The following is a 12,367-nucleotide window of genomic DNA, read 5'->3' as shown; positions in this document are numbered from 1 at the left end:
TCTAGGCGTGATTTTTAAAACCCCGTAATTGTAATGGAATTATTGGCAAGAATGAATCAAAAGCTGACGTTAGTGACTAGATTTTCCTAAAATTCATCATAAATTCATAAAATACCTATAATTATTTTTTATTATCTTATTGTTTAAAGCAGCTAAATTTTTGCTTTTTCTTACTTTTTAGGTTCTGATGACCTAATTGAACTCATCATTTTTTAATCTTTTTTGATATTTCGTGATATTAAGTTGCAGATTTTGGGCTTTTTGCCGTTGTTGATAAAGATGAATTGCTCCTTCTAAAACGAGTACAAAAACAGCACACCAAATCGGAATATAAGTGAACCATTCTTCTTGACCAATGCTCTCCCCTAAAACTAAAGAAGCTAAAGCAAGTAATACAGGTTCCAAATATCCTAAGAGTCCAAACACAACTAAAGGTAGAAAACGACTTGCCAGAATATAACTTCCCAGACCAATAGCACTTAAAATTCCAAGCCCAATAATGATCAAAGAAAGACTCGGTTGGTCTATAAATTTACTGTATGGTAGCAAACCTGTATGAGTTAAATAAATTGCAACAGGCATAATAATGACCAAATCCCACCAAAAGCCCCCTAAATTATCTGTTTTAATTTTTTTACGTAATAAAAAGTAGGCAGAATATCCAACTGCTACCAATGCAGTTTCCCACGCAATACTTCCTAAACGCCATATCTCATGGCTAACGCCAATGACTGCAAGAATAATTGCTACCCATTGAAATTTTGATATTTTTTCGCCATACAACACACTTCCAGCTAAGACAAGAACCAGCGGTAATAGGAAATATCCCAAAGAGACTTGTAACCCACGCCCATGCATCGGCCCCCACAAAAAAAGCCAAAGTTGTACTGAGGTTAAAATAGAGGTTGTGATTAATAATAATAGTAAAGAAGGCTTAGCCAAAATACGTTGATAGATAGTCTTGATATAGACTAAATCACCACTCCACCACATAAATAAAGTAAGGAACGGTAGTGTTGCAATAATCCGCCATCCAAAAGTTTGCTCACTATCTAGCTGGCTTAATAATTGAGTATAAAAATAAAGTACACCAAAAGTGAATGATGCCATGACAGATAAGATCACGCCCTTAAACATCATCAACCTCTTAGACTTTAGTAAAAATAACTCACTACAATACTTGATTTATCCACTATAAAAAAGAAAAAACCATGTAAAAAAATGGTTTTTTCTTAAACAGACATATACCACTATTCTTTATGTTCTGTACGAATAATATCTCGAATATCAAAACCTAATGTTTTTGCATAATTTAAATATTCATCTACCACTTCTTGCTCTGGATGAGGGTCTCTTGATAACACCCAAAGGTATTTACGTGAAGGTTCCCCAACCAAAACAGTCTGATAGTCTTCATCTAGCTTTAAAATCCAGTAATCCCCACGGATTACCGGAATCCATCTTACAGCTTCCGGTAAAAAACTTACCTTCAATTTGGTGTTATATGGCGGGTTAACCACAAAGGCCTCCCCGATAGATTGCTGTAATTGTTTTCTATTATCGTAGCAGCGATTATCTACTACTACATTTCCATTTTCGTTTAAGGTGTAAGTTGCAGATACGTTATAAGCACACTTTTTTTGAAAAAATGCAGGCTTACGCGCGACTTCATACCAAACACCTAGATATCGGTCCAGTTCAACTTTATAGACAGTTTGCAAAGGTTTTGGCTGGGCATAGACATAGGTTCCAACAGCCAAACCAGCCAAAACGACACCGCCCAACGCAATTTTAGCCAAACGCCAACTGGCTTGCGGAACATTATTTCGAAATGCCATTGTTGCCCTCAACGATTAGTTGTGAATACAAAAGAACTCAAATATCTACAGTAGCTTGTTTTTTAAACACATTATGTAGCGTTATGTATTCGTTTATTGCAACATTTGCGCTTTCAATCGAATGATTTCATCACGTATCCGAGCTGCCTGTTCAAACTGCAAATCTTTCGAAGCTTTTAACATCTCTTTTTCAAGCTTAGTAATATGCTTACTAAACAATTTTGGATCAGAGAGAATATGTCTTTCGTCCGCACTTAAAGCTTGTGCTTGTTCAAGCACCTTCTCATCAATTTCGTCGTCTGAAAGCACTTCGCCTGAATCAATTTCTTTGATGACCTGACGAACAGCACTACGTGGCGTAATACCATGCAACTCGTTGAACTCGATTTGTTTAGCTCTACGGCGTTCAGTCTCATCTATTGCTTTTTGCATAGAGTCAGTAATTCGGTCAGCATATAAAATTGCTTTACCTTTTACGTTACGCGCGGCACGACCAATTGTCTGAATGAGTGAACGTTCCGAACGTAAAAAACCCTCTTTATCTGCATCTAAAATAGCAACTAAAGAAACTTCTGGCATATCGAGACCTTCACGCAGCAAGTTAATACCGACTAGAACGTCGAATACGCCTGTACGTAACTCATGAATAATTTTGACACGTTCAACCGTATCAATATCCGAGTGCAAATAAGCGACTTTAACCCCATATTCTTTTAAATAAGAAGTCAGATCTTCCGCCATACGCTTTGTTAAAGTGGTCACTAACACACGTTCATTTAGGTTCTTACGAATATTAATTTCAGAAAGAACATCATCAACCTGAGTTAATACAGGACGAACTTCAATTTCAGGATCAATTAGTCCTGTTGGACGTACCACCTGTTCAACCACTTGGTCAGACTTTTCTAGCTCATATTTAGCAGGTGTTGCACTGACAAAAATGGTCGTCGGCACAATGCGTTCCCACTCTTCAAATTTCATTGGTCGATTATCAAGTGCGCTTGGTAAACGGAACCCGTAATTCACTAAATTTTCTTTACGCGATCGGTCACCTTTATACATTGCTCCAATTTGCGGAACTGTAACATGTGACTCATCAATAATCAGCAATGCATCTTCTGGTACATAATCAAATAAAGTTGGAGGCGCTTCACCAGCTGGACGACCAGACAAATGTCTTGAATAGTTTTCAATACCATTGGTATAGCCCAACTGTTGCATCATCTCTAAATCATAACGGGTACGCTGCTCAATACGCTGGGCTTCCAGCAATTTGTCATGTTCACGGAAGAATTTAAGTTGATCTTGTAATTCATCTTTAATTGTATCAATTGCACGAGTCAGATGATCTTTCGGCGTTACATAGTGGCTTTTTGGATAAATCGTAACACGTGGAACTTTACGAACCATTTTACCCGTTAACGGATCAAACCAACGGATCGAATCAACCTCGTCATCAAATAGTTCAATACGAATCGCGTGTTGATCAGATTCGGCAGGAAAAATATCAATAATTTCGCCACGAATTCGATATGTACCACGTAAGAACTCAAGTTCATTACGCGTATATTGCATTTCAACCAAACGGCGGATAATTTCATCACGACTTACGCGGTCGCCCTCAACCACATGCAGTAACATTTGCATATAAGCATTTGGATCACCCAAACCATAAATTGCAGAAACCGATGCCACAATAATTGCATCACGACGCTCTAATAAAGCGCGTGTTGCTGATAGTCGCATTTGGTCAATGTGATCGTTAATGGCAGCATCTTTTTCAATAAAAGTATCTGAGGATGGAACGTAAGCCTCGGGTTGATAGTAATCATAGTAACTTACGAAATACTCAACCGCATTATTAGGGAAGAACGCTTTAAACTCTCCATAAAGCTGGGCAGCCAAAGTTTTGTTATGAGCCATCACAATTGTAGGTCGCTGTGTTTGAGCGATCACATTCGCCATGGTATAGGTTTTACCCGAGCCAGTTACACCCAGCAATAACTGATTACGAAAACCATGCTCGATACCATTTACCAGCTTTTCAATGGCCTGTGGCTGATCACCTGCTGGCTGATAATGAGTGACCAAATCAAAAGGTTGATTTTCGTTCAAAGTTATCTCTCTTTATGAAAAATTGAATTTAACGTCTCCCCTTTTAATGGGGATTTTTATCTTAATTTAAAGTCTAAATTGAGCTGGAAATTCAATGTAAAAGATTAAGCATCTTAACACTTGACCAATACCCTAATCGGTTGCAACATGAAGCTATCCATTAAACAAAAAGTATAACCATGACCTATCAATATCATGATGAAAGTATTGTAACCGAACTTCCCGAAGATACAGTTTTTGTATTTGGAAGTAATCTTGCTGGACAACACGGTAGTGGTGCAGCGCGCGTTGCAAGTCAGCACTTCGGAGCAGTTGAAGGTGTAGGTCGTGGCTGGGCAGGTCAAAGCTTTGCAATTCCAACTTTAAATGAACACATTCAACAAATGCCACTTTCACAAATTCAGCATTATGTTGAAGACTTTAAGATATACACAAAAAATCATCCTAAAATGAAATATTTCATTACTGCATTAGGTTGTGGCATCGCAGGCTATAAAGTTTCTGAAATCGCTCCTCTTTTTAAAGGTATTTATCACAACGTTATCTTTCCGGAATCTTTTAAACCCTATGTAGAAGATAATGCAGTATCTCAATTTCCGACTTTAACTCAAAAGATGGTACAAAGTTTCATTAATGATGAAGTTATTTTTTACTTTAATCATGGCAGTGAATCATTTGAAGAAGCTTTAGATAAAACTGATTTATCAGATGCTGAAAAAGCAATAGCTCTTATTGTCTTAAATGAAGAGTTGTACCCACGAGATCGTTATGGACGAGGCCGTGATCATGAGCTTAGTGATATTTTAGGGAAGCTAAACGGTAAAATTTTCAATCTTCACGGAAATTCTGAGGGTGCCATGATTTTTGTGAGTGCTGTTGTTGCACTGATGGAACTTTACGATTTTGATGAACAAGATTTTATCAAACTATGGCGTGGTGAAAAAAATATTTATCACCCCATTAATCGATAAGTTTTCTTATAAATTTGTGAGCTAAGCAGATAATTTCTGCTTTCTCATGATTTTATTTTTACTTACATTTAATCTTTTTATTTTTAATTATTCTAATAGATTTAGACTATTTATTCTCCCAAATCTTAATTTTTCTCACTATACTTTAAGGCAAACTGAATACTTAAAGAAACATATGGAAACTTTAGATTCTTCGATTTTTGACCTTAGCCCAATTCCAATGTGGATTGAGGATTTCAGTGAAGTTAAACAACAATTTGATTTATGGAGAAAGCAAGGAGTTGAAAACCTCCATGAATTTTTAAATCAAAATAAACATTTAGTTATCGAATGCGCTCATAAAATTAAAATTATTCGTGTTAACCAAAAAACTTTAGAACTTTTTGAAGCAACAACACACGAAGAACTCTATTCGAATTTGAATCTCATTTTTAAAAAGGAAATGTTCGAATCACATATTTATGAACTTGAAGCGTTATGGAATGGCAAAACCCATTTTTCAAGTACCACTGTGAACTACACCTTATCAGGCAAACGTATTGATGTTCAGTTAAGAGGGTCTATTTTACCTGGTTCTGAATCTACTTTTGAGCGGGTATTAATTACTACCGAAGATATTACTCCCTATCAAAATGCACTCCGTCAGGAAGAAAAAAACCGTCGACTGGCTGAATCTATGTTTATCTACTCACCTACTTCGCTGTGGGTTGAGGATTTCAGTCGTATAAAAAATAGAATTGATCAACTTAGGCTATTGGGAATTGAAGACTTCAGAACTTTTCTAGATGTTCATCCTGAGTTTGTCCGCCAGTGTGTAGAAGATATTTTAATTTTAGATGTTAATCAGGCCACGCTAGATTTATTTAAAGCTCCTGATAAGTCGACACTTTTAAGAAATACACACAAGATTTTTGCTGAAGAAATGGTTGAAACCTTTCGAGAACAACTCATCGAATTGTGGCAAGGGAATATTCATCATAAACGTGAAGCCATTAACTACGCTTTAGATGGCCAAATAAGAAATGTGCTGCTTCAATTTACCGTTTTTCCGGGATATGAAGAGACTTGGGGATTAGTACAAGTTGCACTGACAGATATTACTGCACGAAAAAAAGCGGAAAACTATCTTGAATATTTAGGTCAACACGATGTTCTTACTAAACTATATAACCGTGCTTTTTTTACAGAGGAACTAAATCGTTTAAACCGAAGTATTATTCGTCCTGTTTCTTCAATTTTTTTAGATATGAATGGTCTAAAAGAAACAAATGACCAGTTTGGGCATGATATTGGAGATGGTTTATTACGCCGTGTTGGAAATATTTTAAGTCAGGCTATTTCAAATACAGCATATACTGCATCCAGAATCGGTGGTGATGAATTCGTGATCTTAATGCCAGGTGCAGATGAAGCGCACGTTCAAATTATGCTTCAAACGATTCAGGAGCTTTTTAATATCGACAATCAATATTATTCAAGCCATCCAGTAAGTATTGCGATTGGACATGCAACCACTCAAACAAATGAACAAATTGAGGACATGCTAAAACGAGCAGACCATCACATGTATCAAAAGAAAAAAAGTTATTATCAAGAAATTTTATTTAATCAATAAAAAAACAGGCATATTGCCTGTTTTTCAAAATTAGCGTTTTCCCATAGAACGACGCGTACCACGTGGAGGCATCCATGTTCTATCCGCGTATTGCTCTGGTTTTGGACGCACTTGGTTGTGTACCGCATCATCTGCTTGATTGCTTTCATTCGGCATTGGGAATGGCAATTTCACCAAAGCCTTTTTCTGTTTTGGCTGTTGCTCAGTCATGATTCATTCTCGAAATTTCGATTGCGGCCTATTATAAATGATTTTTATCATTTCTTTTCAAAAAAGCTTCAATTGAGTAAAACAGCAACAAGAACCTTCTTAAATTAAACTTTTTTACATCTAAACATACCCGTATCCGCAAATTGCTTAATTTTTGCGATAAGATAGTATGCTTTTTATTTTTTAATCCCATAAGAGGAATATTGCCGTGGACGTACGTCTTTCTGATCGTGTCAATGCTATCAAACCGTCCCCTACACTTGCTGTAACTAACAAAGCTGCTGAACTTAAAGCTGCTGGCAAGAACGTGATTGGTTTAGGTGCTGGCGAGCCAGATTTTGATACCCCTCAACACATCAAAGATGCTGCAATTGAAGCGATTAATAATGGTTTCACCAAATATACGGCTGTAGATGGTACTCCTGGGTTAAAAAAAGCAATTATTGCTAAATTGAAGCGTGATAATAATCTTGATTATCAAGCGAACCAGATTTTGGTTTCTTGTGGTGGTAAGCAAAGCTTCTTTAACTTGGCACTTGCTCTATTAAACAAAGGCGATGAAGTAATCATTCCAGCACCTTTCTGGGTAAGCTACCCAGATATGGTCATTATTGCTGAAGGTACTCCAGTCATTGTGAAATGTGGCGAAGACCAACGCTTCAAAATCACTCCTGAACAATTAGAAGCTGCTATTACACCTAACACTCGTTTAGTTGTATTAAACAGCCCATCTAACCCAACAGGCATGATTTATAGCAAAGCTGAATTAGAATCTTTAGCTGAAGTTTTACGTCGTCATCCACAAGTATTTGTTGCATCTGACGATATGTATGAACCGATTCGTTGGGAAGATGAGTTCTACAACATCGCAACTGTTGCTCCAGATTTATATGACCGCACGATTGTTTTAAACGGTGTTTCTAAAGCATATGCAATGACAGGTTGGCGTATTGGCTATGCAGCCGGTCCAGCAAAAATCATTGGTGCAATGAAAAAGATCCAATCACAGTCAACATCTAACCCAACTTCTATTTCGCAAGTTGCTGCTGAAGCTGCATTGAATGGTCCACAAGACGTATTACAACCTATGATTGAAGCGTTTAAACGCCGTCATGACTTAGTTGTAAATGGCTTAAATGATATTAAAGGTATCTCTTGCTTACCTGCTGATGGCGCTTTCTATGCCTATGCAAACATTCGTCCTCTTATTCGTGCAAAAGGCTTAAAATCTTGCACAGAGTTCTCTGAATGGTTACTAGAAGAAACTGGCGTAGCAGTTGTTCCTGGTGATGCATTTGGTTTAGGCGGTTTTATGCGTATTTCATATGCAACAGCTGACGAAGTACTAGTTGATGCGTTAGCACGTATCAAAAAAGCTGCTGACTCAATTGAAGGTGTAGACGCTGCTATTGCTTCAATTGAAGCTGAAAAAGCTGCGAAATAATCTGCATTTTGCATAAAAAGGGTTCTCTTGAGAGAACCCTTTTTTAATTCACTTATGCATTTTTGGCTTTTTGAGGTCTTATATAAATGACTAATAAAATTCCAAATAAAACCATAAAACTCGATAAAATCACTTGCCCTGTCACAGTCTCATTTACAAATAGGCTTCCACCTATAATCGCCAAACATGGCACACTTAGCTGTACTGTACTCGCTGTCACCCGATCAATATGCTTCAAAATTGCATACCAGAGTACATAAGCCCCGCTTGAAGTGACACCGCCCGACAAAATCGCTAAGACCCATCCTTGCATGTCAATGTAGCGATCTTGGGCAAGTAATACATTCGCCAACAAAACCATTGGCACAGCTAGCGTAAAATTTGCCAACGTACTACCAATCGGTTGTGTCATATTACGACCAGCAATGCTGTATCCTGCCCATGCCAACCCAGATATCACCATAATTAGAGCATATCCCCAATCAGGCGCATGAGTATCGGGTAATAACAAAACAATGATTCCAGCCAAAGCAATACATAAGCCTATACCACGGTATATGCCAATCTGTTCACCCTGCCAATAGCCATAAAGCACCATAGTCAGCTGTACAACCCCAAACAATAACAGAGCACCAATACCAGCGTCGATCTGAAGATAAGCATATGAAAATGCCAAAATATAAACCGCTAGAAAAAAAGCGTTTTTTAAACTCCATTGGACTTTGGTTTGAGACGATTTTGAATATAAAAACAGTCCAAATAAAACAACCGCACCACTTCCCACTCGTATTAGACTAAAAGTCATTGGGTCAATATGTCGGCCAACCAAAGCCAAACGACACAATACAGAATTTGCTGCAAAAGCCGCCATTATGAGTGCAATTTTAAAAAGCATTGTCCTTATGCTCCTGTTATTTCTTATAGTGTAAAAGAAGTCTTTCTTATCTATCTAATTCATTATGCAACTCATTTAATTCAATTTTTATAATAAAGAAATTTTATATTAAATGAACAAAATTTTAAAATTCAACTTATCAGTTCAATCTTTAACTATAGAATTGACTTATCGATGACTTAATAATAGGCTAATATCAAGTTCCACTTTAGAACTTAAAGAATTAAAGGACCCAAAAAATGAAAAATCCGATGGAAATGACTGGCCTTGAATTTTTACAAGCAATGATTGAAGGCCATATTCCACCTGCCAGCATTAGTAAAACAATACCTATGCAACCTACTGAAATTTCAGAAGGATCTGTTACCTTTAAAGCCCAAGCAGATCATAACCATTTAAATCCACTCGGTGGCGTACATGGTGGTTTTGCTGCCACAGTTCTAGATTCAGTGACTGGCTGTGCAGTACATACGATGTTACCTGCGGGTGTAGGTTATGGCACAATCGACCTTAACGTAAAAATGTGCCGCCCTATTCCCCAAAATCAGGCTTTAATTGCAACAGGCAAAGTTATTAATTTAAGTAAAAATTTAGGTATTTCTGAAGGAAAGATTATTGATGAGGAAGGTAAACTGTATGCCTATGCAACAGCAACCTGCATGATTATTCGTCCATAATCATTAAAGGCAGCCTTAAACCGCTGCCTTTTTTATTAAGTCATCTGAATTATCTGGACGTTCACAAGTTTGTGCAATCACATACGGCGCCCAAATATTTTTAAGTTGAAGTTCTATAATTTCTTGATGCTCTACAGACCAAGCTAAAACTTTATTTTTACCCAACAATAACTCCCCTTCTAATTGAAAAATATATAAAGATTCAGAAGAGTTTAGTAGTTTCGAGCTTTTTAAAATCTTAAGTGAATTATGCACATTCCATTTAGCACTAAACCAAAGCTGCAATAAATCGCCTAAATATAAATCCTGCTTTTTGAAAGGATAAGCATTAATCCATGCACCTTCTACAAGTGTGTAATAAGATTCTGATTGATTTAAGATATTGAGATAATTGTGTTGATAGAAATCAAAATTAGAAAAAATAGAAGCGATCGTAAGCGTTTTCATACTTATCTCCGATTTAGCCATTTTAGTGCTGGCAAGTTGGTTTAAATCCACACTGTTTGGATTTCTCCAAACGCTTGTTCTTTTTTGAATCTAGCAATTGATTTTTTAAAGTGCAAGTAATTTCTTAACTCATCACTCAACTGATCAAATAAAAAGCATACGACACAAAAATGAAGTAAACATGACAATTTAGACTTGACCCTTCTCAAAATCTCCTTATAATCGCATGCAGATTCTCCCATAGCTCAGTCGGTAGAGCGACGGACTGTTAATCCGCAGGTCCCTGGTTCGAGCCCAGGTGGGAGAGCCAAATACTAAAAAGCCCGCAGCATTAAAGCGGGCTTTTTTTTGCCGTAAATTTATCAATAACTACAAAAAATCCTCTATCAGCAGATAGAGGATTTAATTTTTTCTTAGAGTCTTTATTAGGTTTAACGCTCTAACCTAACTCGAAAGAATATATTTTCTTCTTAAATTATTATTCCACTTCAACCACTTTTAAAGGATTAAAAGATTGAGTGGTCGGCATCATTTCAATACGATTAATATTAATGTGTGGAGGTTGTGAAGCAATCCAAGCTACCGTATTTGCAATATCTTCAGGCAAGAGTGGATTCTTTTTATCATATAGGCTGTTTACTTTATCCTCATCACCTTTAAAACGCACAAGAGAAAATTCAGTACCTCCACACAACCCTGGTTCAATATTAGTTACGCGCACACCAGTACCAGCCAAATCAGCACGAAGATTTAGACTAAATTGCTCCACAAATGCTTTGGTTGCCCCATACACATTGCCCCCTGGATATGGGTATGTACCTGCAATAGAGCCCATATTAATGATTAAACCTGACTTTTTCTCCACCATGCTCGGCAAAATTAGTCGGGTAATCGTAACAAGCCCTTTAACATTGGTATCAATCATCGTATACCAATCATCTAATTCTGCTTTATCTGCTGGTTCTAATCCCAATGCCAATCCAGCATTATTCACCAATAAATCAATTTGACCGATTTGAAATTCGGCTGGCAAATCAAGCAATGCCTTGTTTATATTTTCTGCCGTATCCGTCATGTCAAATACTAATGGGTAGAATTTCTCACCAAGTTCTTGTTTTAGTTCTTCTAGTTTTTCTGCTCGTCTTCCACAGCCAATAACTTTATATCCTAGCTCAATCAGCTTTTTTGAAATGCTATAACCAAAACCTGCCGATGCGCCTGTAACTAATGCTAACATTCTTATATCCTTAGAAATGATCAACTATTTCAGTTGAACTCATGATGAACATATCAGCCTTTATATTTACACAATATTTATTATTAGCCTAAAAAAATAAAAGTTTTTTAAAAATTTTAAGAGAAATTAAAATCTATAAAAAATATATTTATTAAATAATTATATGCATTAAAAAACTAAAAGCAGAGCATGCTTACTGTCTAAGAGATAATGTTCACCTAATAAAAAAGTTTACCGTGAAAGGTAAACTTTTTTATTTGAGACATCCAAGACTAAGCAGGGATACCACTATGAAAACGGAAAGTATTATCTGGGGTTAAAATCAGATTCTTTTCAACTTCACGGATATGATCAATTCGCTGCTGAATATCCTCTTTAGGATCTTTCATTTTTGCAGTTTTTGCCACATCAAGCGCAAGTGCGAGATAGTCTTCAAAATGACGAGACTCTGACTTAAGCAAGTATCGATAATAACGTCCTAACTCATCATCTACACGTGGAGCAAGTGCATAAAAACGCTCACATGAACGAGCCTCTACGAATGCACCAATCACCAGCACATCAATTAAAGCTTCAGGTTCATACGTACGAATCTCTTTACGTAATCCACCTGCATAACGTCCGGCACTTAAACCAGTCCACTCTTGACCACGCTTAGCCATAAGCTCAAGCACTTGTTCATAGTGAAGCATTTCTTCTCGTACAAGCTGAGCAAGTTTTATTTGTAAGTCAGGAAAGAAGCTATAACGGAACATTAAGTTCATTGCTGTACTAGCTGCTTTCTTTTCACAATTAGCATGATCTTGCATCAAGATATCTAAATTATTGATTGCTTCATCCAACCATGCTTTTGGTGTTTGACAACCTAAAAAGGCCACCACAGGTTGCATTAACTCATCGTAATTGATACTCGACATA

At 36.9% G+C, this 12,367-nt stretch carries 13 protein-coding genes and 1 tRNA gene; 5 read left to right on the top strand and 9 right to left on the bottom strand.

The annotated features are described in order from the left end of the window. Positions 1-192 precede the first annotated feature (192 nt). The 3 genes from rarD to uvrB all read right to left on the bottom strand — a co-directional run bounded on the left by rarD (position 193) and on the right by uvrB (position 3,953). Positions 193-1,140 carry an EamA family transporter RarD gene (gene rarD / locus ACYU0V_RS04930; protein WP_317807275.1) on the bottom strand — a complete coding sequence of 316 codons (948 nt, stop codon included), beginning with the start codon at positions 1,138-1,140 and terminating at the stop codon, positions 193-195. 110 nt (positions 1,141-1,250) lie between these two features. Then, positions 1,251-1,838 carry a lipocalin family protein gene (locus tag ACYU0V_RS04925; RefSeq protein WP_017402788.1) on the bottom strand — a complete coding sequence of 196 codons (588 nt, stop codon included), beginning with the start codon at positions 1,836-1,838 and terminating at the stop codon, positions 1,251-1,253. A gap of 93 nt (positions 1,839-1,931) precedes the next feature. Then, entirely contained in the window at positions 1,932-3,953 is a 2,022-nt protein-coding gene (gene uvrB / locus ACYU0V_RS04920; RefSeq protein ID WP_002118463.1) for an excinuclease ABC subunit UvrB, read from the bottom strand. A gap of 179 nt (positions 3,954-4,132) precedes the next feature. On the opposite strand from uvrB, the gene ACYU0V_RS04915 reads away from it, so the two are divergent. Continuing rightward, positions 4,133-4,924: an A1S_2505 family phage non-structural protein gene (locus ACYU0V_RS04915; RefSeq protein ID WP_461849274.1), complete on the top strand. Its 792-nt coding sequence runs from the start codon at positions 4,133-4,135 to the stop codon at positions 4,922-4,924. 175 nt (positions 4,925-5,099) lie between these two features. Then, positions 5,100-6,539 carry a sensor domain-containing diguanylate cyclase gene (locus ACYU0V_RS04910; RefSeq protein ID WP_461849272.1) on the top strand — a complete coding sequence of 480 codons (1,440 nt, stop codon included), beginning with the start codon at positions 5,100-5,102 and terminating at the stop codon, positions 6,537-6,539. Between the two features lie 30 nt (positions 6,540-6,569). On the opposite strand, the gene ACYU0V_RS04905 is transcribed toward ACYU0V_RS04910, so the two are convergent. Beyond that, positions 6,570-6,749, bottom strand: coding sequence for a hypothetical protein (locus ACYU0V_RS04905; RefSeq protein WP_002118942.1), 180 nt, complete (start codon positions 6,747-6,749; stop codon positions 6,570-6,572). A gap of 208 nt (positions 6,750-6,957) precedes the next feature. Between ACYU0V_RS04905 and ACYU0V_RS04900 the strand changes: the two genes are divergently transcribed. Then, on the top strand, positions 6,958-8,193 hold the full coding sequence (locus ACYU0V_RS04900) for a pyridoxal phosphate-dependent aminotransferase (RefSeq protein WP_461849270.1): 1,236 nt from the start codon (positions 6,958-6,960) through the stop codon (positions 8,191-8,193). Positions 8,194-8,245: 52 nt separating this feature from the next. On the opposite strand, the gene ACYU0V_RS04895 is transcribed toward ACYU0V_RS04900, so the two are convergent. Further along, the gene (locus ACYU0V_RS04895) at positions 8,246-9,088 is read right to left on the bottom strand and encodes a DMT family transporter (protein ID WP_461849268.1); all 843 of its coding nucleotides are present in this window, start codon (positions 9,086-9,088) and stop codon (positions 8,246-8,248) included. A 239-nt stretch (positions 9,089-9,327) separates the two neighbouring features. Here ACYU0V_RS04895 and ACYU0V_RS04890 point away from each other — a divergent pair, with 239 nt between their 5' ends. Then, on the top strand, positions 9,328-9,765 hold the full coding sequence (locus ACYU0V_RS04890; protein ID WP_002119022.1) for a PaaI family thioesterase: 438 nt from the start codon (positions 9,328-9,330) through the stop codon (positions 9,763-9,765). Between the two features lie 15 nt (positions 9,766-9,780). Here the strand turns inward: ACYU0V_RS04890 and ACYU0V_RS04885 are convergent, their stop codons facing one another. Next, entirely contained in the window at positions 9,781-10,212 is a 432-nt protein-coding gene (locus ACYU0V_RS04885) for a hypothetical protein (RefSeq protein WP_017386246.1), read from the bottom strand. Between the two features lie 41 nt (positions 10,213-10,253). Beyond that, positions 10,254-10,400: a hypothetical protein gene (locus ACYU0V_RS04880; protein WP_079381033.1), complete on the bottom strand. Its 147-nt coding sequence runs from the start codon at positions 10,398-10,400 to the stop codon at positions 10,254-10,256. 46 nt (positions 10,401-10,446) lie between these two features. Here ACYU0V_RS04880 and ACYU0V_RS04875 point away from each other — a divergent pair. Continuing rightward, positions 10,447-10,522, top strand: a tRNA-Asn gene (locus ACYU0V_RS04875). A 168-nt stretch (positions 10,523-10,690) separates the two neighbouring features. Here ACYU0V_RS04875 and ACYU0V_RS04870 read toward each other — a convergent pair. Both ACYU0V_RS04870 and ACYU0V_RS04865 read right to left on the bottom strand, forming a co-directional pair. After that, positions 10,691-11,449 (bottom strand): SDR family oxidoreductase, encoded by a 759-nt coding sequence (locus tag ACYU0V_RS04870; RefSeq protein WP_461849266.1) that lies wholly within the window; start codon positions 11,447-11,449, stop codon positions 10,691-10,693. A 272-nt stretch (positions 11,450-11,721) separates the two neighbouring features. Next, entirely contained in the window at positions 11,722-12,366 is a 645-nt protein-coding gene (locus ACYU0V_RS04865; RefSeq protein WP_174723443.1) for a MiaE family protein, read from the bottom strand. Position 12,367 lies beyond the last annotated feature (1 nt).

Source organism: Acinetobacter sp. X9 (genome assembly GCF_054889255.1).
This window is presented reverse-complemented; position numbering and strand designations above follow the sequence as displayed.

Excerpts from the sequence above, each read along its gene's own strand:
- rarD (WP_317807275.1), bottom strand. The coding sequence starts at position 1,140 with ATGATGTTTAAGGGCGTGATCTTATCTGTCATGGCATCATTCACTTTT.
- ACYU0V_RS04925 (WP_017402788.1), bottom strand. The coding sequence starts at position 1,838 with ATGGCATTTCGAAATAATGTTCCGCAAGCCAGTTGGCGTTTGGCTAAA.
- ACYU0V_RS04915 (WP_461849274.1), top strand. The coding sequence starts at position 4,133 with ATGACCTATCAATATCATGATGAAAGTATTGTAACCGAACTTCCCGAA.
- ACYU0V_RS04910 (WP_461849272.1), top strand. The coding sequence starts at position 5,100 with ATGGAAACTTTAGATTCTTCGATTTTTGACCTTAGCCCAATTCCAATG.
- ACYU0V_RS04905 (WP_002118942.1), bottom strand. The coding sequence starts at position 6,749 with ATGACTGAGCAACAGCCAAAACAGAAAAAGGCTTTGGTGAAATTGCCA.
- ACYU0V_RS04895 (WP_461849268.1), bottom strand. The coding sequence starts at position 9,088 with ATGCTTTTTAAAATTGCACTCATAATGGCGGCTTTTGCAGCAAATTCT.
- ACYU0V_RS04890 (WP_002119022.1), top strand. The coding sequence starts at position 9,328 with ATGAAAAATCCGATGGAAATGACTGGCCTTGAATTTTTACAAGCAATG.
- ACYU0V_RS04885 (WP_017386246.1), bottom strand. The coding sequence starts at position 10,212 with ATGAAAACGCTTACGATCGCTTCTATTTTTTCTAATTTTGATTTCTAT.
- ACYU0V_RS04870 (WP_461849266.1), bottom strand. The coding sequence starts at position 11,449 with ATGTTAGCATTAGTTACAGGCGCATCGGCAGGTTTTGGTTATAGCATT.
- ACYU0V_RS04865 (WP_174723443.1), bottom strand. The coding sequence starts at position 12,366 with ATGTCGAGTATCAATTACGATGAGTTAATGCAACCTGTGGTGGCCTTT.